The sequence below is a fragment of the Acinetobacter rudis genome, assembly GCF_031157835.1.
In the GTDB taxonomy this organism is placed as follows: Bacteria; Pseudomonadota; Gammaproteobacteria; order Pseudomonadales; family Moraxellaceae; genus Acinetobacter; species Acinetobacter rudis_A.
The window spans coordinates 128,665-154,296 of record NZ_JAVIDR010000005.1 but is presented as its reverse complement, the minus strand read 5'-3'; the positions used below and the strand labels follow the sequence as shown (position 1 = coordinate 154,296).

The window sequence follows — 25,632 nt, the reverse complement described above, 5'->3', positions numbered from 1 at the left end:
GATGGTCAAGGTAACTTGATTGAAGCGGTGACTTATACTGCCGATGGCAAGGTACTGTTAAAAGACAATGCTGGTGCAGGTACCGCACTGGGTAATGTGGCTGCAGGTAAGATTGCGAGTGGCTCACGTGATGCGATTAATGGTGGCCAACTCTTCTCTATACATGAAAGTATAGCGAATGCACTTGGTGGAGGCTCTAGAGTTGATGCCAATGGTAAAGTGATTGCACCGAACTATCATGTGGGGGGTATAACCGTAAATAGTGTGGGTGCTGCAATTAGTAATGTTGACGGGCGAGTAAATAACCTAGAATCGCAGATTTCTGGTGTGATTAGTCAAAATCAGAGTAGTGTTAAATACGATACAAATGCTAAGGGTGAAGTAGATAAAAACTCGCTGACTTTAGCTGGTGATCAGGCCAAAATCACTACAGATAGCAAAGGCAATCAAGTTGTTGCATCTGGTGGTACGGTGATTGGTAATGTTGGTAATGGTGTTAAAGCCTCTGATGCAGTGAATAAAGGGCAGTTAGATAGCGTTTTATCTTCTTCCAAAGAATATACAGATAGCCGCATTAATGAGGTTACTGGTGGTCTTAGTGAAAGTCTTAATACTGTAAAAGAAGAAATAACAACCGTTAAAGGCAATGTTACCAATATTCAAAAGGGTGCTGACGGTATGTTCCAGGTTAGTCAGGATAAGGCAGTTGTAAAACCTAAAACAACTGGCGCAAACTCATTGGCTGGAGGTAATGGAGCAGAGGCCAGTGCGAAGGATTCAACTGCTTTAGGCAATAACAGTAAAGCAACTGGTAAAAATTCTGTAGCCTTGGGCAATGGATCTATCGCTGATCGAGATAATACTGTTTCAATTGGTAGTGTTGGTAATGAGCGTCAATTAACAAATGTTGCTGCAGGAACAGCCGATACAGATGCTGTAAATGTTCAACAATTGAATAATGTGTCAAAAAGCTTTAATGACAGAACAGAGGCTCTAAATCAACGACTTGATGGTATGGGTGAGTATGTTAATAAAGTGGATAAACGCTCTAGCGCTGGTATAGCAGGTGTTGCAGCAATGGCCAATATTCCTCAAGTGATGGCTGGAGGACAGAAATCATTTGGTATCGGTATCGGTAACCATCGTGGTGAAAATGCGGTAGCAATTGGTGGTTCAATTTCATCCAATGATGGCCGTTGGGCATTTAAAACAAGTGCATCATTTGATAGTCAGGACAAAACGACTATTGGTGCTGGGGTAAGTCGAGTTTGGTAACAGCTGATATTTAATACACGACTTTAACACATTAAACTCTTTTAAAAAGAATTAGATCATTGATTGGTCTGATTCTTTTATTATTTATTATCAATGGTTTGTATGAAAGAATATACAGTCGCTGTATCTGTTTATGCTGTTATTTAGCTATCTTAAATAAGATATCGCGTATGGTTATATGGCCTGAGTCAGTACAAGAGAAGTAACTTGTTAAACCCTCAAATATTACAGAGTGCATCTAGATGCTCAGCAAAACTGGTTTCTATACCTGCGGCATTCACATGACTAAAGTAATTATACCAACCACTGGCTTTGATCCCACTAAGTAAGGCATCACGTGTTGCTAAATTAGGAAAATGCCAAACAGCTACAAACAAGTGTTCGCTACGCTGCTCAACGGCTGTGTCGATTTGAGTCAGTGTAAGTGGTTTAACACCAAGCTCAAGTAGTCCACCCATTGCTGTTGCAACATTACCTAAATATTGTTTGCGCTCATTTTTAGATAGTGCGTTCCACGCTGAATTTGGTGTGTATAACTCAATAAGATAGTGGCTCATGTTTAGTCCTTAACTGTATGGGTGATATATCAATTACTTTTGATGTTGTTGGAAACTTTTTCCAATAAATTACTTAGTTGTTGACGTTCTTGTGATGATAAATTGCCAAATAAACTAGCGATCCAACGGCTATGCTGGTCAAAGACCTGTTTTGCGATCAATTTACCCTTTGCAGTCAGCTCAATGTTTAAAGCACGTCGATCTACTACATTGGCATGTCGTTCTATTAATTGCTCACGTTCTAAGCCATCTAGTAAACCTGTGACAGTGGCACGAGTGATACCTGCTTGCTCCGCTAATTGTTTTGGCGCAATACTTTCACCTGCTGCATAGAGTATGAACAAGAGTACAAATCTTCCTTCTGACAATCCGTAAACGGAGAGTTGATTGGCACAATCTCGATCAATGTTTGCAGCAAGTGAAAGTGTTTCGAAACACAGTTGAATACCTTCAACATCCGGTAGATTTCGCTTCTGTGCTTCATTTAAAAGTGCTGTATATTTTTGATCTAAGTTCATTGGTTTGTTGGCATATAGTTAGTTGGCTAACTATATGAATAATATCTAACCCTGTCAACAGGGTATAGATGATCGTCTTTCAGTGAAATTTTTACTATTTAGTATTAATCCATCAGCGTAAATTTAATCTGGATGATTTTAAAATCAGCATGACAGCCAAACTATGTCAAAAGCTGTACCAACAAGGTTTGGTGCGTTATGTACATGCTGCGAGTTCCTGAAATAAATTCCCCCCATCGGTCAATTATTTCAGGAGCAGGTGAGGGGGAAATTAGAGGGCTTCTTTACCGCCTAAAGCTGCACAATCGACGGGCGTATTCCATTTTACCGCTGTACCCCATAATACTGGGCGTACAACTCGCCATGGCCAGAAACCAAAACGTTGGCTCTGATGAGAACTCTAAACACCATGGAATTTTGCATCTATTTAACATAATGGCACTTATGCGAAATGCATATTTAAAAATCATGTACTTAAAAACAATCAATTGACCTAAAAAACAGCAAAAAGCCGATTTGGAAACATATCGGCTTTTTTATGATCAAAACTGAAACATTCTGCCAATAAATTAGTTTGTTTTTTAACCAAAAATCAATCCAATACAGCTAGTATGACTTTAAGCCCAAAAATAATCCCCAAATTCTGCGGATAAGCTTTGGGATAAATTTCAACCCATTCTGTACGCTTATGCTCACATCTATTCAAGAGTATGGCCTCTACACAAGTTTCGTAGTATTTCTTATGATTAACCCATAGAGAACAGGATGTTCCATAAAATAAAAACAACAAAGCCCAGCACGAGGATCGTGAGGTACGACAGGAGTCATACCTGAGTGTCTCGTCCTAAAATAGGTTGACAGTATTTCATTTAGAACCGAGTTAAGTAATTAACTCGGTTCTTGCTTTTTCAGACGTTTGATTTGGTGTCAGCATACCTAAACTTAAATGAGGCCGATAACAATTATAAATCTCTATCGACTCTGCAATCAGGCGATCTAACTCTTCCATACTATTACAACGTGTTTTTAGAAATTCTTGCTTAAGTATTCCATTAATCTTTTCAGCTAATGTATTTTGGTAACAGTCGTATCCATCTGTCATTGAGGGAATCACTTGATGCTCCTTTAAGGGATCTAAGCAAAATCGGGGCATGGATTTTGGTATGTAATCTAGGAAAAACTAATAAATTGTTTCAAATTTAACCAGTTAAATTTGTTTTTTTAGAGTAATTTAAAAAAACTATAATTTATCACAAGGTTAGAATATGAAAAGTTTTAAAAAATATCCTATTCTTCTTGCTTCTATAATATCGGTTCATGCTGTTGCAAATAGTTCAAATATTGTCGATGAAGCTGAGGCATTAGCAGTAGATGCAAAATTTTATGCCAGTTCATATGGTGTTCCTTATGATGAGGCTGTTCGACGATTAATTTTGATGCATGGTACAAGTTCAACAATTTCTAAAATTAGAAATGAGGTGAAAAATAATCTTCAAGGGATGTATTTTGATAACAGCAAAAATGATTTTGGTCTAAAAGTAAATGTAGCTAATTATTCTACAAATGTACCAAAGGTATTGAGTATACAACCTCAATCATCTCAAGCTGTTCAAAGTATATTATCGAGTAAAGGAAATGCAGCTTTAAGAAAGCAGTTTAATGTAAGTGATGCAGATATTCGGACAGTCGCTAACCAATATTCGCAACCTTTAACAGCTGCCATTAGCTTCAACAAGCAAATTTATAAGACAAAAGAAGAGCGATTAAAAAATATTTCACATAAAAAGCAAGAGTTACAAAAAGCGTTACCTAATTTGACACTTGTTTATGATGATGAAAAAACCGGAGCTGCAAAGGTATATGTAAAGTCTGATAATGGTAGTACGAAGCAAGTTGCCGAAAGAATTCTTAATGTTCCTGTGAACGTCATCGTTGTTCCATATTCATCTCGTGTGGCTACAAGAGGGGGTTCTCCTTTATTAGCTACGACTCCTGCTTCAATCAAAGGTCAAGTTGCTTGTTTTAGTGGTTTTATTGGTAAAAGAAATGGTGTGATGGGGATTATCACAGCAGGGCATTGTGCACATGTAGATGAAAATATGTCAGATGTTCAATATTCTGATCGTGATGGTACTAAATATATAATTCCTCTTTTATCTGCATCTCAACCTATTACTAGTGGTTGGAGAGATGATTCTGTTGCTGATTTAGGATTCTTACCAGCAGGAACCAGTGCAGCACAAGCTGCCAAAGCTGAATTTTATGCAGATTCTAGTGTTAATTATCGGAAACTAACTGCAACTAAATCAAGAGCTGGAACAGCATGGGATAATGGTACTGTAAATGGCGCCTATATTTGCCATCTTGGTAAAACTGGTGAATATGCCACAACTCTTACACAAAGTTGTGGGGAAGTAGATAGTATTAATGGTTCTAATGCTGATGGTAATGGAAATACGTTTGTGATAGTTAAAAATACAAATGGTAATGCCGGACATCCTCATACATCAGGACAAGGCTCATTGCGCTGCTATCATGGTGATAGTGGTGGTCCTTGGTTTGCTTTAACGACAGGTTATGGAATTATGCATAGTTGTGATTGGCAAGGTCAGGATTCATCAACACCTGTAACTATAGCAAGATATACAAGTCTTGATTACTTATATTCTATAGGTACAACAATTGTTACTCAGTAGAAAATATTATTTTATTATCAAGGTACTACCTATTTTTATATTAATAGGATGTACTTTTGATTCAAAAGTTGTAAATAGTCAAATATCTTCAAAACAACGTGGATTACTTACATATAATAAAATAATTCATGGGGGGAGGCCTACTTTTACTGGTGGGACTATTAAAGTTGAAAATAATTGTGTTTATTTAACAACAGGAATTAAAAAAGATATTCCTATTATTTTCCCTAAGACTTTTAAACTTATAGGTGATGTTATTAGTGATGAACATACTAGTTTAAAGGTTGGCCAGGATATAAGAGTGAATGGTTATATGATTTCAATAAATGAGAATTCATTGAAATCTTTGGATATTTTAGAAAATTCTTGTTTAGATGGTTTTAAAAGGGCATGGATTTATACTAAATAGTTTGATTCGAGAAAAAACTATTTAGAAAAAAAGCATAACTTTTATGTATGTCAAATACGAAAAAGCTCGACAGGATGTCGGGCTTTTTTTATTGCCATTTGAAAACTGACTGAGTTCACTATAAAATATAGGCTATAATCTATATTGTAGTTATAGTATGTGGACAGTCATCGCGATAGATCTTTTTAATGAATGACTGGAACAGCAAGACGAATCAACATAAGAGAAAGTCTTAGCTGCTTTGGTTGTTTTACAACAGCAGGGACCAAGTTTAGGTCGCCCTTTAGTTGATACAGTGTATGACTCTAAATTTACCAATATGAAAGAGCTACGCGTTCAGCATCGAGGTAAACCACTGAGAGTCTTCTTCGCATTTGAACCATTACGACAGGCCATTGTGCTGTGTATCGGTGATAAAGGTGGTAAAAAGCGTTTCTATAAAGAGATGCTAGAAATTGCAGACCAGCAATACGAGCTTCATCTCTCAACATTAGGAGATCAATCTAATGGCTAAAACCTTACAGGAATTATTGGCTAGTCGCTCTCCAGAGAGCCAAGCACGTATTCAACAAATGGCTGAGGAATTACTTTTAGAAACTCAACTTCATCTTATTCGCGAAGAGCTAGAGATCTCCCAAAAAGAACTGGCTGCAACCCTTGGAATCAAACAACCATCTCTTTCAGCAATCGAAAATCGAGGGAATGACCTTAAGATTTCAACCATGAAAAAGTATGTTGAAGCTATGGGTGGAAAGCTCCGTATTGATGTAGAGCTTCCAACAGGAAAACATATAGGATTCAATGTTTAACAATAGAAAAGGCAGCTTAGGCTGCCTTTCTTCTTTCAGATAATCCGTATTATGTTAATTTTAGATTTTCTTCTTAATTTAACAGAACAGTTAAACCATTCTAGTTTTTAACACAGATAGTTTAATTTGCTTAAGTTACTCTGTGAAAAGTTTCTTTACATATACAATGCCCCTTGAACTAGATACTCTTCCTCTAAATCATCTGTATATGATGTCAATTTATTTGATTCAATCATATATTTCTTTAAAAAAGCAATTTGCTGAGCATCGAGTAAATACTTACAAATATAGCTATCATAGGAATACGAGAGCCAATCATTGACAAATATTAAATAATAATTTTCCTGATCAATATTGAATAACAATTCAGTATGCTGATACTGATCTTCCACTATGAACAAACAAAAATTATCCCACTTAAAGAATTCAGTTCGATAAGGATGACACTCAAAATATTGAGAAATTTTTTGCCCCTGTATGACTTGAATTTCGGGTAAATACTCAAGCACTCTTCTGACTGAAATTATCGTTGTACTAAAACTTCGTTCTGCCCTAAAACTATGACCCTCTTTAATCCACTCACCTTGAGATAGTTCAGCCTCAATAACATAAGATTTTAAAACTTCAGTTGGTCGATCATACAAAGTATTTAGTTCTGAATGTGGAGGGAACCAAAGCAAATAATATCGCCCATTTTTAGTATATTGAGCTTCAGAGTCTTGTAAAGAAATTTGGTATTTTTCACCAACTCTAGGCAAAAGCTCATCTAACTTTATTATGGACTCCCAACTTAAATCCCAGTTTGTTCGAGACCAATTGGCAGAAGCAAGTAGTTCAATCTTATTTCTATTCATTTTGACCATTTATCAGCAATTGCTTATCCAGATAATTATTATTTAACATAAAACCTCTTATACGAAATCAAAAATGGGAGCCATAGCTCCCATTTTTGTGTTAGAACCCATTTAAAGTGTCTATATTCTCACCAATAAAAAATGTTTGCTTTATGATGTTCATGGTCACAGACCATGCTTACGGCGAGATTGCCCCAAAATGCCCCTAAGTAAACAGCATTGCTGTGGTCCTGTATTGAGGGGGTGAGCAACCGAATCCGTGTCGATCCTCGTAATCATGGCTGTGCCCAAAGCGTAGCGCAGCCAAAAAAAAATAATCATAAGCAAAACTCCCCCTAGCAAATGACACAGGCAGAAGGAAAGCCAACAGCAAACCAAAAAAATGACAGAGATCAAATTTCCCCCTACTATACCTACCAAGTTTTTTGCTACGCCAAAGAGCGCTGCGAGTGTGCAGCACTCCTAGTCGAGCAAGATGTTTGGTGAAGCGAAAATAATAGGGCGCTGTATGTGCTGCTTTTAGACATAGGGCAGGAAACTAACCATGATCCTAGCTATTCGTCTTCATCATCAAACACATCTTCGTCGTCAAATGGATGTTTTGCTTTTGCAAGAGGAGATGCTGGACCAGAAATCAACTCACCTGTTTTCGCATCAAAAGCACGATCACCAAGTACAAATTCAGTCGGTATATCTCGAAATTGTTTTTGGATCGATGCAAGAGATATGTACTGGTAATCACCATATACAATACCTGTAAATTCCAAATAGCGCTTGTTTGCCTTCAGACTATCGAAATTATGGAGCTATAGATGGACCAAGAAACAGTATGGCTCGAAAAACACTAGGTAATAAAAAACCCCATAAATCTTAGAATTACGAGGTTTAATAATGGTGCCGACACACGGATTCGAACTGTGGACCTACTGATTACAAGTCAGTTGCTCTACCAACTGAGCTATGTCGGCGACGTGGCGTGATTTTACCGAAACTGAATCAGATTGCAAACAAAAAATTCATTTTTTTATTCAAAATAATGATGATTAGATTTTTTTGCTTAATTTATATGCAAAAAATAGTGTTGTAGTGATTTTTAATCTAGATAAGAGGAGTGTAAAACAGCTCACAAATGTGAGCTGTAGATGGAAAAAGATGGATTGCGGTCCAATTTAGAGCGTATGGGTGAATTAAAAAGTTACCTTTTATAATGTTATATGACTAAGATTTTCCTCTTAAAATTTGATCTAAGGCTTGAGCGCATTCTTCTAAAGTAAGTGCCATATCGATTTGCATTTGTGGTTTTAATTCATTAGCGAGAGATCGCCATTCCTCTATTAAACGTGAGACTTTTTGAATCTTATGTTTGTTTATATCCTTCGCAATGGTTGGTGTATATCCGCCACGTTTAGCATTTTTAATCTGCTTGACATAATTCATGCTGTTATTCATTCCGACTCCCGAATAGCAGTGTTCTATGTTTTCATTACGCTTTTAGGTTTTTGGATGCCGCACTTAGAGTGTAGTGTTTACACATTTCATTTATATGATCGGTTGATGTCTGTTGGCAAGAACTTTCCTGTATCAATTTAATTTTTATAAATTTATAGGGAAAAATTAAGCATAGTATGTAGGCTATTGCAATATTGTTAATACCATAATGATTGTTATTTGAAAGGATTAAAGTAAGTTAAAAAGACAAATCCTATCTGTATGATTTAATGAGAAAAATAATGCTAGTATGAAGAAAATTTGGTTCTATTTTAACTAACTATATATCCAAATTTTTAGAAACAGTGGATAAGTAATGTACCCATTTTAGTACTAAGTGAAGGGCCAATGTGATATGAAAGCTACAGAAGCCAAATTGTTAGACTTTTTGAAAAAATCTCCTCAATTTGTTATTCCAATTTATCAACGAATATATTCATGGAAAGAAAAAGAATGTCAGCAGCTATGGGATGATATTATTCGCGCAGGTAAAAATAATAACATTAGCGCACATTTCATGGGGTCTGTTGTTTATGCTGAGAAAGGATTGTACTCAGTATCATCACAGTCACCTCTTTTAGTTATTGATGGGCAATAACGTTTAACGACGATCACGCTTTTGATTGCAGCATTGGTTGAAATCATTGGTGACCAAGAGCCTCTAGAGGACTTTAGTGCTGCCAAATTAAGAGGTTACTATCTAACTAATCCTTTAGAAGGTGGGGAAAAATTCTATAAATTGATTTTGTCTCAAACTGATGATAAATCACTCAAGGCCATTATAAATCGAATGGAACAGCCAGATGATATGTCTATTCGTGTGGTTGAAAATTTTGAATTTTTTAAATCTAATTTGAAAAATCTTGGTGATTTGACTTCTGTGTGTAGTGGATTGGCAAAATTGATGGTTGTTGATATTTCGCTTGATCGTGAGCAGGATAACCCTCAGCTTATATTTGAAAGCATGAACTCAACAGATAAGGAGCTTAGTCAAGCAGATTTAATCCGAAATTATATTCTTATGGGACTTGAGCCAAGTCATCAGACCCAACTTTATGAGCAGTATTGGCGGCCAAAGGAGTTGGCATTTGGACAGCAAGCTTATAGCGATTACTTTGATAGTTTTATGCGTCATTTTCTTACGGTAAAAACTAGGGAGATACCTAAGATTAATGAAGTATATGAGGTATTTAAAGAGTACTCGAGACAGAGTTCTGTTTTAAATGATGGTATAGATGCACTAGTTAAGGATATTAAAAACTATGCCGTTTATTTTTGTGCTTTTGCTTTAGATAAGGAAAAAGATAAAGCATTAAAGTTGGCTTTTAAAGACCTACGGGAACTTAAAGTGGATGTGGCATATCCATTCTTGCTTGAATTATATTCTGATTTTTCTACAAGGTTATTAGAGCATGATGAGTTTGTTTCTATTGTTCGCGTAATTGAAAGTTATGTATTTAGACGTGCCATTTGTGAAATTCCAACGAACTCTATGAATACAACTTTCGCTCGAATGGGTATAGGACCCAAAAAAGATCGTTATCTTGAAAGCATAAAAGTCTCTTTTCTTTTATTACCTTCTTATAGGCGTTTTCCACGCGATGATGAGTTTTATAGGAAAATTCAAACTAAAGATATTTATAATTTCAGAAGTAAAAGTTATTGGTTAAGACGGATGGAAAACTTTAACCGTAAAGAGCGAATTTTGGTGAATGAATATACCATTGAGCACATCATGCCACAGGCTGATAATAAATCTGAAAAGCTACCTCAGATATGGCGTTCTGAACTTGGAAGTGATTGGGCACGTGTTTGGGAAACCTATCGTCATACTTTAGGCAATTTAACTTTGACTGGATACAATTCGGAATATAGTAATAATTCTTTTGATGCTAAATGTGAACATGAATTTGGTTTTAAATTTAGCCCACTCAAGATGAATGAGGGTATTTCGTCCGAAAAAAGGTGGGATGAAACCGCGATAATAAAACGGGCAAAACAGTTGGCCGAAAAGGCGATTTATGTATGGCCAGCAGTGACATTATCCCAAGATATAATGGATACTTATAAAGTACAAAATGAACAAACCAGTGAGTATAGTCTGGAAGATCATCTTTATATATCAGTTGGAAAAATGGCTGAATTATTTCAGCAATTTCGTAAAACCGTATTGGAATTGGACCCTTGTGTAACAGAAGAAGTGAAGAAGCTTTATGTTGCATTTAAGGCTGAAACGAATTTTGTAGATGTCATACCTCAGGCAAAACGACTGCGTTTATCATTAAATATGCCTTTTGCCGATATAGATGATCCGCGTGGGTTGTGTCGAGATATAACTCATTTAGGTCGTTGGGGGAATGGTGATGTTGAAGTGGGGTTAGATAATCCAGAAGATATTTCTTATGTGATGACGTTGGTTACACAGGCATTTGAACGGCAGATTGGAGCTTTTGAATAAAGTTATATAGTTTGGGATAAGAAGAGATATTAGGGGGTATAAAATACAGGGTTAAATCGCGATACCCCCAATTATCCCCCTCTACATGGGGGATTGCATTGGATAAAGTGGATATCATGAAACATTAAAAAAGGCCTAAACCCTTTAGGTTTAAGCCTTTAATACATCATGAGATCTCATGATCATAATCTTTGGCGGTGAGAGAGGGATTCGAACCCTCGATACGCGCAAACGTATACACACTTTCCAGGCGTGCTCCTTCAGCCACTCGGACACCTCACCACTGCGCGAGGGATGATAACGAAAAACGATGCTAATGCCAAGCTGAAACATTGATTTCAAGCAAAACTTTTAGCTCAGTGATATTATTGCGAAAAATTAGTGTTCTAATTGATGAATCCTTATGCAAAGTTCTGCAAAAAAAATGGCTATGCCTGCGATTACGCTTGCAGCCTTAGGTGTTGTGTTTGGGGATATTGGTACTAGTCCTCTGTACGCTTTACGCCAGTGTTTTCTTACAGCGCATATAGCAATTAGTGAAGCGACCGTGCTTGGCATTTTGTCGCTAATCTTTTGGTGTATGATGCTAAGTATTAGTTTTAAATATGTCACGATTATTATGCGTGCAGATAACAATGGCGAAGGCGGTATTATGTCTTTGCTTGCGCTTAATTTGCGAACTACACGTATTTCTGAAAATAAAAAGATTTATTTAATTGCTTTAGGCTTTGTAGGTGCTTCTTTATTCTTTGGCGATGGCATTATTACACCTGCAATTTCAGTGCTTTCGGCAATTGAAGGCCTGAGTATTGCTACACCTGTATTTAACAAATGGCTGTTGCCATTAGCAATAGGGATCTTAACGGCCTTATTTCTTGTACAGCGTCATGGTACAGGTACTATGGGTAAACTCTTTGGCCCTGTAACGCTATTGTGGTTTGTTTCAATTGGTCTTATAGGGGTGTATAGCATTGCTAAGACGCCATATGTCTTAAGTATGATGAACCCATATTGGGCTATTAATTTCATCGTACACCAACCCTATGTGGCTTTTTTAACAATGGGAGCTGTGATCCTCACCATGACTGGTGGTGAAGCACTCTATGCAGATATGGGGCACTTTGGCCGTATGCCTATTCGTTTAGCTTGGTTTATTATTGTATTGCCAAGTTTAATGTTGAACTATGCGGGTCAGGGGGCATTGTTACTGCGTGACCCAACTGCAATTGCCAACCCGTTTTATTTATTGGTTCCAGAGCAAATTTTATATCCAATGATTGCACTTGCCACAGCTGCTGCAGTAATTGCTTCACAAGCGGTGATTACTGGTGTGTTCTCTATGGCAAATCAAGCAATTCAATTACGTTATTTACCACGTTTAAGCGTACGTCACACTTCTGATGTCGAGCAGGGGCAAATTTATTTACCTTTCATTAACTGGGTACTTTTCGTTTCTGTATTGATCTTAATTTTATTGTTCCAAAGTAGTGAAAAGTTGGCTAGTGCTTATGGTGTAGCAGTTACGATGACCATGCTTTGTGGCACAATTTTAATTTCGGTATTGAGTTATGGTTATTGGCGTTGGCCACTATGGAAAGTTGCATCGTTTGCCATTCCTTTTTTAATTATTGATTTTATTTTTGTTGCTTCAACATCATTAAAAATTGCTTCAGGTGGGTGGGTACCTATTTTAATTGGTGCAGTGGCATTTACTATTTTAATGACATGGAAAGATGGTCGAGCATTGGTATTAAAACGCTTAGGTAAAGATGCTTTACCTATAGACCTGTTTATTAAAAGTGTCAGTCTAAGTAGTGAAACTATTTTTGTGCCTGGCGATGCTGTATTTTTAACGGGAACGCCAAATATTGTACCGCATGCAATGCTACACAATATTAAGCATAATAAAGTCTTACATGAACGCAATATCATGGTCACTGTTATTACTCGTGATGTACCGTATGTACCAAAGATTGAGCGAGTGTGTGTAGAAAAGCTCGATAGTCATTTTTATCGTATTTTTGTCTATTATGGTTTTAAAGATGTGCCTAATATTCCCATTGCACTCGAATATGCTTATGAGCAATTAGGTTTCCAGCTTGATATGATGCATGTCAGTTTCTTTATCTCTCGTGATCGTTTGATTCATACCGTGGGTGATGGAATGGCACCATGGAGAGAGAAACTCTTTATTTCAATGCAACGTAATACCAGCCCTGTAAGTGATTTTTATCAGATTCCACCCAATCGTGTAGTGGAAATGGGAAGTCAAATTGAGATTTAGAGTAGGTCTCAATTAACTAAAAACCAAGGCTTCAGCCTTGGTTTTTTTATATTAGATTTTGCTAGGGATGAGCTGGGTGAACCTCAGGTTCAGAATTTATAGCGTCTGATGAAGTGGATGGTGAGTTATTTGAAGGTATTGTTGTATTGGACTGAGGTGAGGTTGGTTCTGTGAATAAGTCGGTGGTAGATGATTGTTCTGAAGTTTGGGAAGGTGTTGATTCGAGTGTTGTTGTAGATGGATTGTGCTCGGATCCCTGTATCACTTGGATTTGTCCTGAGTCAACTAAGTCTTGAATAGAGCCTGGTTGACCATTGACGCTGGTTTGAATGCTTACTTTGCTTAGACTTTCTAGTGTATCTCCTGCTTGTAAAGGTGGTTCTGCATAAACAGTTAAGCTAAATATCGATAAACCTAGAAAATAGGGTATGAGTTTCAATTGCATAATATCTTCCTAAGGTATTTAGAAATAATGATGGAACGAAAGTAGTCATTCAGCTTGGCATAGCTTTGAGCGTTACAGCAATTGCTTATACGCAAAGACAGCGCTTTTATAGAGAATTGAAAAATAAGAACGACAAGTTGTTACGCACAGCCCTATATTATTCAGCTTATTTTGTCTAAGCTTTATCCGCTTAGTTGTTGTGTCGATATACATCATTGTGGCGAATTGCTAAGCTCTTTTTTTGTCGTACACATTGAAATATAGAGTATCTCAGTAAATCTGTGTCGGTGTCTTAAATATTATTTTAGATAGAGAAGCATAAATTGAAGACTTCAAGCATTAAAATTTTGCTCGGGGGCATAGTTTCTATTGTTGTCGCTTTTGTCTTTGGTCAAGATAAAATTGCACAATATATACCAGCGGTTCAGAGTAAGAGTGGTACGTGTTTGGGCGAATTCTATCGCCAACAACCACCTTATTTAAACCGTGAAAGTTTGCAGAACCATACTTATCCATTATGTTTTGACGGTTTTAATGTAATGTATTCTGGTGTATCCAAAACACCGTTATGGGTAGCAGAGCATTTATATCCAGAACGTTTAAGTCAAAAAATTAAACGTGAAGATAGCTTTCATGAAGAGTTAAAAGTTAGTTCGCAACATAGAGCCTTATTATCAGATTATCGTGGCTCGGGTTATGATCGAGGACATATGGCTCCGAATGGTGATATGAGTACAAAATCATCACAAGCTGATAGTTTTTCTTTGGCAAATATGGTGCCACAAGCACCTAAAAATAACCAACAGATCTGGCGTGAACTCGAAGAAGCAACCCGTGCGATTGTCACTAAACAGAAGCAAGATGTTTATGTAGTGACTGGGCCTGTTTTTAATGCGAAAAAGCTTAAGACTATTGGAAATGGTGTATTGGTTCCAACGGCTGTATATAAAGCGATTTATGTTCCAAACAATAAGAGTGGAACGCATAAAGGGGCAATAGGTGTTTATTATGCACCTAACAATAATTCATTGCAGGTTCAGGTCATTAGTGTTTGTAAACTTGAAGAGTTGACTGGAATCAATATTTTTACTCAGCTGAGCGAAGATGCAAAACGAGACGTCTATCAATTGCCATTAACTGCGCAGCAAGTTAAACCGAATCAATCTATAAACTATGCATTTTGGGATGGGGAGAGCCAGTGTGCTAAACCTGTAGCAGAAAATGATCTACAGGCATTGCAACGTAAGTTCCAACCGAATGCATCTAATAGCACATTGAGTGTTGCAAATAATGAATCTACGTCTGGTAATCAATCAAGCAATGATGTACCACCGCAATTGATTCAAAGCTTATTACATTATGTGCTGAAATATTTGGCAGGTTAAGTAGATGTAAAAATTGGGTCTGTTATGATGGAGTTGCATAAAACAAATCCAATAATACGTCACAATAAAACAGAGGCCTAAAATGTTTAAACCTTTTGAAACTGAAACAGAATCATCTGCAATTTATGACTTAACTTTTGAAAATCAGTTAGATCACATAAATATCTATGGTAATTTACAAATCACCAAAGATCAGCAGGGCTTAGCTGTTGCACAAAAGCTTGCCACATTTTTCAATGATGTTGTGAAGCATTTGGAGCAGCAACCTGATTTAGCTGAGAAAATTAAAATTGAGACGATCAAAGAGGTTGAGAATCCTTTTTTATAAGCTCTTTTTTCTAAAATTTTGTGGCGTATCGCCTGTCCATTGCTTAAATGCCCTTTGAAATGCGCTCTGCTCTGAATAACTCAAGAGTAGGGCGATTTCATGCAAACTCAAGTGTCGGTCTTGTAAATAGTGTAGTGCTAACATATGGCGAATTTGTTGAACGCGTTGTTGATAGCTACTGTGTTGTGCTTGTAGGTGACGTTGGAGCTGTCGGGTAGACATACAAAGCTGTCGCGCAACTGTATCAATTTGATAATTATTTTTTTGTAGTCCAATCAGAATACTTTGCTGTAATCGCTCGTCTAGTTGTGTGCTATGGGGAAGCTGTTGGAGTAGCGCTTGGGCTTGCTGCATTAGCAGTTTTTGTAAGGTTTGGTCAGCATGCTTGATGGGATGCTGCAATAGATCTGCCGATAGCCGTAGCGCTGAGTGTTGTTGAGAAAAGTGTACTGGACAAGAAAAAAAAGCTTCATAAGCATGTTGTTGCTTAGGTTTAGCATAACTAAAATGAACTTGGAACAGTTGTTGGTCTTGTGTGTTAAATAGCTGTTTTAGGAACTGAGCCAAGATTGCAATTGCGATTTCATCTGTTAATTGGGTTGCTAAATGCATAGGCAGCTCACGCCAACGGATTTGAATGTAATCATGCTCAACCTCAATCAATAATGGGCTGCCATCATAGATTAATCGGTGTAAATCATAATAACGTTGTACCGCTTCTGCTAAGTTTTCACAGGACATAGCAACATAAGCAATAATTCCTAAATGTTTGGCTTCAACAAAACTGGCAATTTCTAGGCCTAAAGTTGGACTAGGAATACAATCAAAAATTTCATCTAGCAATTCACGCCATATAGCAAAGTCAAAACGTTCGAGTTGTTGTACCCGTTGTAATTGTGGCGATACAGGGATATTTTTGGCCTGACAAAAAGTATAGAGCAGCTGGCCTAAGCCGCCATATACAGAGCCAGAATAGTCATTAATCTTTTGTTTTTGTGACATATTGGTATGATCTATAAGGTCATGAAGTTGTCGTGAATAGTCTTGAATATTGAAAAGAACTCAATGTGTCGTAGGTAATCATGCTGTGAAACACTAAACCTGATTAAATAGACATTCTACGTGAAATATATAAATAATTCTGTCGTGATTTGTCAATCAGGTTGAGTGTTGGTGTCAATATTTCCTCTGGAAACAGCGTTATAGTGTTGCAATAAACATCATAGGAGTTGAGTCTATGTTGAAAGGTTTTGTTGTGGGACTTGTTGCTGCAAATGGGTTTGAATGGGTTGCACATAAATATTTATTACATGGCACGCATCGTGCTGGAAAGGCCCGTTTTAGCCCAGTACCTAAAAGTATGAAATCACATTGGGAACACCATCGTTATGTTCGTAAGCAGGAATTTCACGACCAAGGTTATGTTGAGGGTTTAAGTAATTGGCGTACACGCAATGAAATAGTGTCATTGGCTGTCGTGGCTGCTACTGCTAGTCTAATTTTTTACCCTATTTCAAAAGGAATGGTTGCTGCGGCTGTGTATAGTGCAGGAAATTATTATTATATCCATCGCCGTTCGCATTTGGACCCTATTTGGGCAAAGAAAACGATTCCATGGCATTATGATCATCACATGAATAGTAATCAAGACGCCAATTGGTGTGTGACGAAACCTTGGTTTGATTACTTACTTGGTACACGTGTTATCTCATCTGTAGAATTACAAGAACAAAATCCTTTGGGTATACCGTTGCCTCAGGTCATTTCTGCTTGGTTGAATCGGCAAGCTGAACGCTATGTTCCTGTAAAGTGGGTGGAAAAAAGATTAGCCTGTCCTGTAACTCAAGAATAAAACAAGATGGCAATGATCACCTTGTTTTGCTGTGTAATTGTTTGATGATCAAGGAGTCCCTTGTGAACTCCTTTTCTTAAAATTGTACTTAAAGACGCATTTCAATGCCTTGAGCAGCAAGATATTGTTTTGCTTCAGGAATAGTATATTGTCCAAAGTGGAAAATACTGGCTGCCAATACAGCATCTGCACCACCTTTTAAAATACCATCTGCTAGATGTTGTAAATTACCAACTCCACCAGAAGCAATTGTAGGAATAGTAACGCGATCATTGATTTGACGCATAAGTGCTAGGTCATAACCTGCTTTGGTGCCATCTGCATCCATTGAAGTTACAAGTAGTTCACCTGCACCATACTCAGCCATTTTGACGGCCCACTCAATGGCATCAATTCCGGTTGGTTTACGGCCACCATGGGTAAAGATTTCCCATTTGTTTTCAGCAGTTTTCTTAGCATCAATTGCAACAACAATACATTGTGCACCGAAACGTTGAGAAGCTTCTTGCACAAATTCAGGTTGGAATACTGCAGCCGAGTTAATACTGACTTTATCTGCACCTGCATTAAGTAATAAGCGAATATCATCAACTTTACGGACACCACCACCGACAGTGAGAGGAACAAACACACTTTCAGCCATACGCTCTACTGTACGGTATGTTGTATCACGCCCACTTGATGTTGCTGTAATGTCAAGGAATGTGATTTCGTCTGCACCTTGTTCATTATAACGACGTGCGACTTCAACAGGATCGCCTGCATCCCGGATATCTAAAAACTGTACACCTTTAACCACACGACCATTGTCTACATCTAGACAAGGGATAATTCTTTTGGCAAGCATAATTTTTTCCAACAATTACAGACGATTATTAAACTTTGCTACCAAGATGCTACACCTTGATAGTGTGAACGAGTATTCTATCAAACTTATGTTGATTTTTTTGCAGGAATTCTATGTCGGTTTATACCACTTTAAGTTTAGCGCAGGTTCAGGAGTTTGCAGCGCCCTATGGGCTTGAGGTGATTGAATTAATTCCGATACAGGCGGGTATTCAAAATACGAATTATTTTTTGAAGACAATAGACCATAAACAGTATGTATTGACCGTTTTTGAAGAAATGGATGAGGTTCAGGCTGGGGAAATTGTGCCTGTATTGGATCGTTTGCAGCAGTATCAACTTCCTGTTGCTGTGCCATTAAAATACCAACAACGTGCGATTCATCATATTGCAGCGAAAGCAGCACAAATTGCACCACGTTTAGAAGGGAAACATCCAGAACAAGCAAGTATATTACAAATTGAAGAAATTGCTCGAGCACAAGCAACCATGCACGTGGCATTGCGAGATTTTCCTTTACAACGCCAATTTAGTCGAGACCATCAGTATTGGAAAAATGTTGCTTATACTCTAAAACAGAATATGAGTGAGGAAGATGCTGCACTGTTACAACAAGTTTTAGATTTATTTCAGCAAACACGTGAACGTTACCCAAATCGACCACAAGGGTTTATTCATTCAGACTTATTTCGTGATAATACTTTATTCCAAGGTGATGAATTAGTAGGTATTTTAGATTTCTATGAATTGAATTATGATGAATTGTTGTTTGATTTAGCAATTAGCATAAATGACTTCTGTACAGAGTATCCAACATCAAAGCTCAATACTGAGAAATTTACTCATTATGTCGCAGCTTATACTCAAGTACGTGCTTTGACTGAAGATGAAAAAGTCTGTTTGCCTGTTTATTTGGCTGTAGTTGCATGTCGTTTTTGGTTGATGCGTTTGTCTGTGGCGCAGAAAAATCAAGCACAAGGTCGTAATGGTGATGATATTTTGTTTAAAAATCCCTTAGAAATGAGAGCGATGGTCGTTAATCGTTTGCAAGCGATTTGATCTTTATAAAGAATTAAAAGAGGCAGTATATGCGTGATCAAGGGCGTTTGGTCGAATGGCATGATGAAAAAGGTTATGGTTTTATTCAACCCAATGATCGCAATAAAGCGCGTGTTTTTTTACATATAAAAGACTTCTCTAAACCTGGCCCACGCCCAATCGTTGGTTGTGGTTTGGATTATCAAGTTACTGTTGATGGGCAAGGGCGTTATCGCGCAATACAAGCGATCTATGTTAAAGCAGCCCAAATGCAAAATAACGTGATTGATCATACTAATGTAATCAAAGCACAGCCGCTTCAGCTTAAGTCACCTATGGTTATTTTGATTGTGGCTTATATTTTGATGATTAGTCTTTTGTCTGCCATTGGACTTTTGCCTGCATTGTTACCTATGCTGCTTATTTTAATCAATATGATTTGTTACTGGTTTTATAGTCAAGATAAAGAAGCTGCACAGTTGGGTAATCGACGCGTACCAGAACAAACTTTACATGTGTTGGCTTTTTTAGGGGGCTGGCCTGCAGCTTGGTTGGCACAACAAAAACTTCGTCATAAAACTCAGAAATCCTCTTTTCTTAAAATTTATCGTTTGACGATTATTTTTCATATTTTGTTGTTAATGTGGTTGGTTTCACCATTAAGTGCTATGTTACATTAATGGTTTAAGGGAGCTTAACATGCAACAAAATTTAAATGAAGAAGCAGATCGAAGCTTAACTTTCGCCCTATATATCCTTTATATCCTTGCTATTTTTACAGCAGGTATTTTGGCGATTATTGCTTTAATTATTAACTATGTGCGTTTAGATCGAGTCAAAGGAACGCTCTATGAAAGTCATTTTCGCTGGCAAATTCGCAGTTTTTGGTGGTATTTATTTTGGAATGTGATTGCCTTTATTCCATTTTTCTTTCTATTTTTTACGGGTGAAAATCCAGATGCTTTCTTTGGAATAGCATTAGGAGCAGGTAGTTTTTGTTTTGCTGTTATTGGTTTGTCATGGATATGGATTGTGTATCGAGCAATTCGTGGCATGATTAATTTAGGTGATGGTAAGGCAATGTACACTGAATAGTGAGTAAATCATGATTCTTGAGCATGTTGAATTACATATTTTGCCTTGTCAATCTGAGGCATTTGAGCAGGCAATGCAACAAGCCAAAAACTTGATTGCTGAGATGCCTGGCTTTTTAAGTTTGCAGCTGCTCAAGCATCATCAGTTGGCTGATCGGTATTTATTATGCATTCAGTGGCAGCGTATTGAGGATCATCAACAAGGATTTAGAGCGTCGGCGCAATATCAACAGTGGAAGGCGCTATTGCATCATTTTTATCCGATGGAGCGTAAAACCTCATCGTTCAGGGTGAGGATATAAGTGACTGGCGTAAGCCATATGACATATTTCGTCGCTTAACCTTATGCTATAAGGCTTTTGGTATATTAAATTGCTATAATTTGGCTATGAAAACCCTTAAATTACGCATAAAAGACAAACATTGTAAGATGCTAGATCAACTTGCATCAGAGGTTAATTTTGTCTGGAACTATGTTAATGATTTGTGTTTCAAACATCTTAAACGTACAGGGCATTTTTTTAGTGCCTACGATGTCAATGAATATACTTCAGGTACATCAAAACTGTGTAATTTGCATAGCCAAACTATTCAAGCAATTACCGAGGAATTGGTTACACGTAGAAAGCAATTCAAAAAAGCAAAACTTAAATGGCGTGTGAGTAACAAGAAATCTGCTAGACGTTCACTTGGATGGATACCCTTTAAAAAGGCTGCGATTAAATGCACGGATGGATCTGTTCAATATGGTAAGCGTCAATTCAAAGTATGGGATAGCTACGGCTTAAGCAAATACAGTGTTAAGACTGGTTCATTCGTTGAAGATAGTCGTGGTCGTTGGTATGTTTGCCTTGTTGTGGACTTACCGAAGCTGGAACAATCCACTGCAAAGCAATCTATAGGTATTGATCTGGGCTTAAAGGATGTGGCGACTTGTTCTGATGGCACAGTCATATCTAATCCTAAATTCTATCGAAAATATGAACAGAGACTCGGGATTGCTCAACGAGCAAGGAATAAAAAGCGTGTACGTGCCTTACACGCCAAGATTGCAAACTGTCGTAAAGACCATTTGCATAAAGCAAGTACGATGCTTGTTAAGAATAATGCACTGATAGTCGTTGGTAATTTAAGTGCTGCCAAACTGGTAAAAACTAAAATGGCTAAGTCTGTTTTAGATGCTGGTTTTTCGGCACTAAAAACAATGCTCAAGTATAAATGCGAGAACGCAGGGGTATCGTTTGAAGAAGTCAATGAATCCTATACCACCCAAACTTGTTCGTACTGCAAGAGTATATCAAGCAGTAGTCCGAAAGGTAGAGCCGGGCTTGGAATAAGAGAATGGCAGTGTCATGAGTGTGGTAGCTCATGGGATCGGGATATAAATTCCGCACTGAATATTCTTGCGCTTGGACATAAGCGTCTAGCAGTAGGAATCACTCCCATTTAAGGGGGTGAGGATGTCAAAGCCCATTTCCTACTGTTGAATATTACACGCCGTGTATCTCATTATCAGTTCAATCGGATTGTTAACTCATTGATGTTATTTACTGTGGTTCTTTTATTTTGAGCTTTCGTTGTAAAAATTTGGGGTTTATTTGACTCACAATTACCGCTAAGACCACTAACATGCCGCCAACTAAAGCACTAAAGGGTAGGCGCTCACCTGCGATACGTCCAATAATACCCGCCCATACGGGTTCAGCCGCATAGATAATTGCAGCTTGAGTTGGGTCAACAAAGCGCTGTGCCCAGTTCATTACCAATTGAATAAAAGCACTGGCACATCCAAGTCCTGCTGCAATTAATAATAACGGCCATGAAAATGCTGGAATCGCGACTTCCCCAATTATTGGCATACTTGCAAAGCTAACGAGCGAGGCGAAAATAAGTTGTAGAACAGTCACACGTGCTAAATTGACGTGTTTGGAGAAATAACCAATAAAGATAATTTCTAAGGCAATTGAAATTGATCCAATGAGGGTAATGATTTGGCCGAAGTTAAAATGTAACTGATTTAATCCGTTTCCTGTGAGTAAAATTAATCCAAAAAAAGCCATAATAACGCCAATCCAAGTCATAATATATGGTGCTTTTCGAAAGATAATCCAAAGTAAAATAGGCACTAAGGGAACATAAAGCGCAGTCAGAAACGCAGATTCACTACTGCTAATACTTTGTAGACCAATGGTTTGCATACCATATCCACCAGCAATTGATGCACCAATCATTAGACCTGCAATCCAGTCTTTTTGTGTAATACCACGAAGCTCACGCCAATAGAGTAGACTGACAGCAAGTGCTGCTGCAGCAAAGCGACAACCAACAAAAAACATAGGTGTGCTGTAATTGAGCGCATATTGCACCACAATAAAAGTTCCCCCCCAAATGAGCGTCATAAAGAGAAGTGAGAGCTGTGGTGCATTGGATTGTATCCAAGTACGAGAGGTATTTGACATGAATGAGGGAAATATTGGATTAGATAAAACGACGTTCAGATTATATCGTGAAGCGTTCTTTGTAGGGAGAAATGACCATATAAAAAAGAGATCATGCTGATCTCTTTTTTAATAGCTTCGGATATTAGATTTAAGTACTTAAAGCGTTTGGTTATCTAAGATAAGCTGAGCTTCACGCAAGTTTAGTGTGCCTTCGTAAATAGCACGACCAGTAATTGCACCTAAAATTCCAGGTTGGCCTTTGAGGTGATGTACATCATCAAGATTAGTTACACCGCCAGAAGCAATAACGGGTAAGCCTGAGTATTGTGCAAGATGTACAGTTTGTTCAACATTAACCCCTTGCATCATACCATCACGAGCAATATCGGTATAAACAATGCTTGATACGCCGGCATCAGCAAAACGTTTTGCTAAATCAGTAGCTTTAACATCAGTAACGTTTGCCCAACCATCTGTAGCAACCATGCCATTCATGGCATCAATACCTACAATGATGTGCCCTGCAAAACGTTTACATGCTTCTTCAACAAACTCAGGTTCTTTAACTGCTTTTGTGCCAATAATGACAAAACTTACGCCAGCTTCAAGATAGTGTTCAATGGTCTCAAAAGAGCGAATCCCACCACCAATTTGAATAGGTAAGTCTGGTTGTGCTTTTGCAATTGCTTCAACAACAGGCTTATGGATAGGCGTTCCTGCAAAGGCACCGTTTAAATCGACTAGATGTAAGCGTCGTGCACCTTGATCGACCCAATGTTGTGCTGTTGCAACTGGATCATCGGAAAATACGGTATCATCTTCCATACGACCTTGTTTTAAACGAACACATTTACCATCTTTAAGGTCAATTGCTGGGATGATCAGCATGCTTACGCTCCTTGCCTGTAACATTTGAACAAATTATTTGCCGCCATCTTAGCAAAGTATTTCACATTCGCTAAGTACTCCGTACTGCTTTTTATTTGCACATTAGAAAAAATAAGATTCTTGAATGAAATCGAATGGAAGCATTAAACAAATGATACTTCCATTGCAATTTTAGATTTTCCACTCAACAAAGTTTTTCAGTAATTGTAACCCTGCTGTGTGGCTTTTTTCAGGATGGAATTGGGTTGCAAAGAGATTGTCTTGGTGAATTGCAGCACAAAAATTTAGACCATAATCGCACTGTGCTGCAATAAGGTCTGTATTTTCAGGTTGAACATAATAACTATGAACAAAATAAAAACGGCTATCTTGTGGGATATCACGCCACATCGGGTGTGTAGGATCAAGTTGTTGAACTTGATTCCACCCCATATGTGGAACTTTGAGTTCAGCTGAATCTGGAAAGCGTTTTACTGTACCAGGGAAAATACCGAGTGCTTCGCTACCGCCATTTTCTTCAGAGTGTGCCATGAGTGCTTGCATACCAACACAGATCGCAAGTACAGGTTTATTAAAAACAGCTTTTTTAATCACCTCATCAATGCCTGCTTGCTGCATACCTTGAATACAATCACGCATGGCACCAACGCCAGGAAAAACAATTTTATCTGCTTGGGCAATTAACTTTGGGTCATTGGTGATATCTACACGAGCACCAACATGCTCTAAAGCTTTACCAGCAGAGTGCAAATTTCCCATACCATAATCGAGTAGTGCAATACGGGTCATTAAAGTGTTCCTTTGGTTGAAGCAATAGTATTTGCAGCACGTGGATCGACTTCACAAGCCATACGTAAAGCTCGTGCAAAAGCTTTAAATACACTTTCAATTTGGTGGTGGCTGTTTTTGCCTTTGAGATTGTCAATATGAATGGTAATCAAAGCGTGGTTTACAAAGCCTTGGAAGAATTCTGAAAAAAGATCGACATCAAAACGGCCAATCATTGCTCGTGTAAATGGAATATCCATAAACAAACCTGGACGACCAGATAAATCAACCACAGCACGACTCAGCGACTCATCAAGAGGGGCATAGAAGTGACCATAACGACGTAAGCCTTTTTTATCACCCAAAGCTTGAGCAAAAGCCTGACCAAGTGTAATACCACAGTCTTCTACAGTATGATGATCATCAATTTCTAGATCACCGTCACAATGAATATCAATATCGAATAGTCCATGACGTTTGATTTGATCAATCATATGGTCTAAAAAGGGAATACCTGTATTGAGGGTGCCTTGCCCTGTACCATCAAGATTCACTCGAACGCGAATTTTGGTTTCGTTGGTGTTGCGAACGACTTCACTGATACGTTGCGTCATGGACACATTCCTCAAAAAAAGTTTGAAATAAAAAATATTGGCTGTGACAATGTCATGGCATATTAGTTTGCTCTGGAGGGTTAATCAATGCCAATTACTGTACATCCATACACAACACTGGAAAATGACGAAATTCGTAGTCAACTGGAACGTATTTATGATACCAGCCCAGAGTTTGCAGACGGTAAAGATGCAATTGAACAACTTGAGCAAAATTTAGCTCAGTATACCCTAGTTTATGCTGCTGTATTTAATACAAAAATAATTGGAGCGATTTGGTCGAGCGGGCAAGGCGATAGCAGGGTACTCGAAAATATAGTCGTTCATCCTGCAAATCGAGGTCGTGGTGTCGCTGAACGTTTAGTGCAAGAGGCATGTAAAATGGAAGAAGCTAAGGGCGTAGAAAGTTTTGAACCTGGTTGTGGTGCAATTCGTCGTTGTTTGACACATATCGGTAAACTATAAGGGGATTGACTGCTTCTGGTCGTAGATTTGTTTTAAAAATAAGCTATCGCACATTTTTTTTAAAATCATGCTTGACGAGAAATGTAGATAATTGTTTAATACGCCCCATCGGCGTGATAG

27 protein-coding genes, 2 tRNA genes and 4 pseudogenes are annotated in these 25,632 nt (G+C 37.9%); 17 read left to right on the top strand and 16 right to left on the bottom strand.

The features are described from left to right. The coding region (locus tag RFH42_RS07525; RefSeq protein ID WP_308974974.1) for a YadA family autotransporter adhesin at positions 1–1,275 on the top strand (1,275 nt) is incomplete at its 5' end. 218 nt (positions 1,276–1,493) lie between these two features. Here the strand turns inward: RFH42_RS07525 and RFH42_RS07520 are convergent. From RFH42_RS07520 to RFH42_RS07500, 4 genes and pseudogenes are all read right to left on the bottom strand, one after another. Continuing rightward, positions 1,494–1,832 (bottom strand): DUF6616 family protein, encoded by a 339-nt coding sequence (locus tag RFH42_RS07520; RefSeq protein ID WP_308974973.1) that lies wholly within the window; start codon positions 1,830–1,832, stop codon positions 1,494–1,496. Between the two features lie 29 nt (positions 1,833–1,861). Further along, positions 1,862–2,350, bottom strand: a complete 489-nt coding sequence (locus RFH42_RS07515) for a MarR family winged helix-turn-helix transcriptional regulator (protein ID WP_308974972.1) — start codon at positions 2,348–2,350, stop codon at positions 1,862–1,864. A gap of 271 nt (positions 2,351–2,621) precedes the next feature. Then, positions 2,622–2,744, bottom strand: a pseudogene (locus RFH42_RS07505) (hypothetical protein); the annotation flags it as partial. Positions 2,745–3,230: 486 nt separating this feature from the next. Next, positions 3,231–3,479 (bottom strand): annotated as a pseudogene (locus tag RFH42_RS07500) (integrase core domain-containing protein); the annotation flags it as partial. Between the two features lie 136 nt (positions 3,480–3,615). Here RFH42_RS07500 and RFH42_RS07495 point away from each other — a divergent pair. The 4 genes and pseudogenes from RFH42_RS07495 (at position 3,616) to RFH42_RS07480 (ending at position 6,264) form a co-directional block, all read left to right on the top strand. Next, the gene (locus tag RFH42_RS07495; RefSeq protein WP_308974971.1) at positions 3,616–5,046 is read left to right on the top strand and encodes a hypothetical protein; all 1,431 of its coding nucleotides are present in this window, start codon (positions 3,616–3,618) and stop codon (positions 5,044–5,046) included. Next, entirely contained in the window at positions 5,033–5,455 is a 423-nt protein-coding gene (locus RFH42_RS07490) for a hypothetical protein (protein ID WP_308974970.1), read from the top strand. The genes RFH42_RS07495 and RFH42_RS07490 overlap by 14 nt, the downstream gene beginning before the upstream one ends. A 196-nt stretch (positions 5,456–5,651) precedes the next feature. Next, positions 5,652–5,969 (top strand): annotated as a pseudogene (locus RFH42_RS07485) (type II toxin-antitoxin system RelE/ParE family toxin). Further along, a complete protein-coding gene (locus RFH42_RS07480) occupies positions 5,962–6,264 on the top strand; it encodes a helix-turn-helix domain-containing protein (RefSeq protein WP_308974969.1) in 303 nt (100 codons plus the stop codon). The pseudogene RFH42_RS07485 and the gene RFH42_RS07480 overlap by 8 nt, the downstream one beginning before the upstream one ends. 155 nt (positions 6,265–6,419) lie before the next feature. Here RFH42_RS07480 and RFH42_RS07475 read toward each other — a convergent pair whose 3' ends face one another. From RFH42_RS07475 to RFH42_RS07460, 4 genes are all read right to left on the bottom strand, one after another. Beyond that, a complete protein-coding gene (locus RFH42_RS07475) occupies positions 6,420–7,118 on the bottom strand; it encodes a hypothetical protein (RefSeq protein WP_308974968.1) in 699 nt (232 codons plus the stop codon). A 554-nt stretch (positions 7,119–7,672) separates the two neighbouring features. After that, on the bottom strand, positions 7,673–7,885 hold the full coding sequence (locus tag RFH42_RS07470) for a hypothetical protein (protein WP_308974967.1): 213 nt from the start codon (positions 7,883–7,885) through the stop codon (positions 7,673–7,675). A gap of 125 nt (positions 7,886–8,010) precedes the next feature. Beyond that, positions 8,011–8,086: transfer RNA gene (locus RFH42_RS07465), tRNA-Thr, on the bottom strand. Between the two features lie 250 nt (positions 8,087–8,336). After that, the gene (locus RFH42_RS07460; protein ID WP_016657754.1) at positions 8,337–8,567 is read right to left on the bottom strand and encodes a hypothetical protein; all 231 of its coding nucleotides are present in this window, start codon (positions 8,565–8,567) and stop codon (positions 8,337–8,339) included. Positions 8,568–8,961: 394 nt separating this feature from the next. Here RFH42_RS07460 and RFH42_RS07455 point away from each other — a divergent pair. Next, positions 8,962–9,612: pseudogene (locus RFH42_RS07455) on the top strand (DUF262 domain-containing protein); the annotation flags it as partial. A gap of 15 nt (positions 9,613–9,627) precedes the next feature. Further along, positions 9,628–11,064, top strand: coding sequence for a DUF262 and DUF1524 domain-containing protein (locus tag RFH42_RS07450; protein WP_308974982.1), 1,437 nt, complete (start codon positions 9,628–9,630; stop codon positions 11,062–11,064). A 192-nt stretch (positions 11,065–11,256) separates the two neighbouring features. Here the strand turns inward: RFH42_RS07450 and RFH42_RS07445 are convergent. After that, positions 11,257–11,346 (bottom strand) — tRNA-Ser (locus RFH42_RS07445). A gap of 121 nt (positions 11,347–11,467) precedes the next feature. On the opposite strand from RFH42_RS07445, the gene RFH42_RS07440 reads away from it, so the two are divergent. Continuing rightward, the gene (locus RFH42_RS07440; RefSeq protein WP_308974966.1) at positions 11,468–13,348 is read left to right on the top strand and encodes a potassium transporter Kup; all 1,881 of its coding nucleotides are present in this window, start codon (positions 11,468–11,470) and stop codon (positions 13,346–13,348) included. Positions 13,349–13,409: 61 nt separating this feature from the next. Here the strand turns inward: RFH42_RS07440 and RFH42_RS07435 are convergent, their stop codons facing one another. Then, on the bottom strand, positions 13,410–13,793 hold the full coding sequence (locus RFH42_RS07435) for a hypothetical protein (RefSeq protein WP_308974965.1): 384 nt from the start codon (positions 13,791–13,793) through the stop codon (positions 13,410–13,412). 323 nt (positions 13,794–14,116) lie between these two features. On the opposite strand from RFH42_RS07435, the gene RFH42_RS07430 reads away from it, so the two are divergent. After that, the gene (locus tag RFH42_RS07430) at positions 14,117–15,178 is read left to right on the top strand and encodes a DNA/RNA non-specific endonuclease (RefSeq protein WP_308974964.1); all 1,062 of its coding nucleotides are present in this window, start codon (positions 14,117–14,119) and stop codon (positions 15,176–15,178) included. An 82-nt stretch (positions 15,179–15,260) separates the two neighbouring features. Continuing rightward, on the top strand, positions 15,261–15,506 hold the full coding sequence (locus RFH42_RS07425) for a hypothetical protein (protein ID WP_308974963.1): 246 nt from the start codon (positions 15,261–15,263) through the stop codon (positions 15,504–15,506). Here RFH42_RS07425 and RFH42_RS07420 read toward each other — a convergent pair. Beyond that, on the bottom strand, positions 15,501–16,508 hold the full coding sequence (locus RFH42_RS07420; protein ID WP_308974962.1) for an AraC family transcriptional regulator: 1,008 nt from the start codon (positions 16,506–16,508) through the stop codon (positions 15,501–15,503). The genes RFH42_RS07425 and RFH42_RS07420 overlap by 6 nt on opposite strands. Before the next feature lie 235 nt (positions 16,509–16,743). Here RFH42_RS07420 and RFH42_RS07415 point away from each other — a divergent pair, with 235 nt between their 5' ends. Continuing rightward, a complete protein-coding gene (locus tag RFH42_RS07415) occupies positions 16,744–17,358 on the top strand; it encodes a hypothetical protein (RefSeq protein ID WP_308974961.1) in 615 nt (204 codons plus the stop codon). Positions 17,359–17,446: 88 nt separating this feature from the next. Here RFH42_RS07415 and hisF read toward each other — a convergent pair whose 3' ends face one another. Further along, positions 17,447–18,205 carry an imidazole glycerol phosphate synthase subunit HisF gene (hisF, locus tag RFH42_RS07410; RefSeq protein ID WP_374990773.1) on the bottom strand — a complete coding sequence of 253 codons (759 nt, stop codon included), beginning with the start codon at positions 18,203–18,205 and terminating at the stop codon, positions 17,447–17,449. A 113-nt stretch (positions 18,206–18,318) separates the two neighbouring features. On the opposite strand from hisF, the gene RFH42_RS07405 reads away from it, so the two are divergent. The 5 genes from RFH42_RS07405 to RFH42_RS07385 all read left to right on the top strand — a co-directional run bounded on the left by RFH42_RS07405 (position 18,319) and on the right by RFH42_RS07385 (position 21,786). Then, entirely contained in the window at positions 18,319–19,263 is a 945-nt protein-coding gene (locus RFH42_RS07405) for a homoserine kinase (RefSeq protein WP_308974960.1), read from the top strand. A 29-nt stretch (positions 19,264–19,292) separates the two neighbouring features. Beyond that, the gene (locus RFH42_RS07400; protein ID WP_308974959.1) at positions 19,293–19,922 is read left to right on the top strand and encodes a DUF1294 domain-containing protein; all 630 of its coding nucleotides are present in this window, start codon (positions 19,293–19,295) and stop codon (positions 19,920–19,922) included. 19 nt (positions 19,923–19,941) lie between these two features. Further along, positions 19,942–20,337 carry a DUF4870 family protein gene (locus RFH42_RS07395; RefSeq protein ID WP_308974958.1) on the top strand — a complete coding sequence of 132 codons (396 nt, stop codon included), beginning with the start codon at positions 19,942–19,944 and terminating at the stop codon, positions 20,335–20,337. A gap of 10 nt (positions 20,338–20,347) precedes the next feature. Beyond that, a complete protein-coding gene (locus tag RFH42_RS07390) occupies positions 20,348–20,638 on the top strand; it encodes an antibiotic biosynthesis monooxygenase family protein (RefSeq protein ID WP_308974957.1) in 291 nt (96 codons plus the stop codon). A gap of 86 nt (positions 20,639–20,724) precedes the next feature. Further along, positions 20,725–21,786 carry an RNA-guided endonuclease InsQ/TnpB family protein gene (locus RFH42_RS07385; protein ID WP_308974956.1) on the top strand — a complete coding sequence of 354 codons (1,062 nt, stop codon included), beginning with the start codon at positions 20,725–20,727 and terminating at the stop codon, positions 21,784–21,786. Positions 21,787–21,883: 97 nt separating this feature from the next. Here RFH42_RS07385 and RFH42_RS07380 read toward each other — a convergent pair whose 3' ends face one another. From RFH42_RS07380 to hisB, 4 genes are all read right to left on the bottom strand, one after another. Further along, the gene (locus RFH42_RS07380; protein WP_308974955.1) at positions 21,884–22,795 is read right to left on the bottom strand and encodes a DMT family transporter; all 912 of its coding nucleotides are present in this window, start codon (positions 22,793–22,795) and stop codon (positions 21,884–21,886) included. Between the two features lie 138 nt (positions 22,796–22,933). After that, positions 22,934–23,665 (bottom strand): 1-(5-phosphoribosyl)-5-[(5-phosphoribosylamino)methylideneamino]imidazole-4-carboxamide isomerase, encoded by a 732-nt coding sequence (hisA, locus tag RFH42_RS07375; protein WP_308974954.1) that lies wholly within the window; start codon positions 23,663–23,665, stop codon positions 22,934–22,936. Between the two features lie 171 nt (positions 23,666–23,836). Continuing rightward, entirely contained in the window at positions 23,837–24,454 is a 618-nt protein-coding gene (hisH, locus tag RFH42_RS07370) for an imidazole glycerol phosphate synthase subunit HisH (RefSeq protein ID WP_308974953.1), read from the bottom strand. Next, complete coding sequence (gene hisB / locus RFH42_RS07365) at positions 24,454–25,047, bottom strand: imidazoleglycerol-phosphate dehydratase HisB (protein ID WP_308974952.1); 594 nt, start codon at positions 25,045–25,047, stop codon at positions 24,454–24,456. Before hisB ends, hisH begins: the two co-directional genes overlap by 1 nt. Before the next feature lie 87 nt (positions 25,048–25,134). Here hisB and RFH42_RS07360 point away from each other — a divergent pair, with 87 nt between their 5' ends. Next, complete coding sequence (locus tag RFH42_RS07360) at positions 25,135–25,512, top strand: GNAT family N-acetyltransferase (RefSeq protein WP_308974951.1); 378 nt, start codon at positions 25,135–25,137, stop codon at positions 25,510–25,512. The last annotated feature ends 120 nt before the right edge of the window (positions 25,513–25,632 follow it).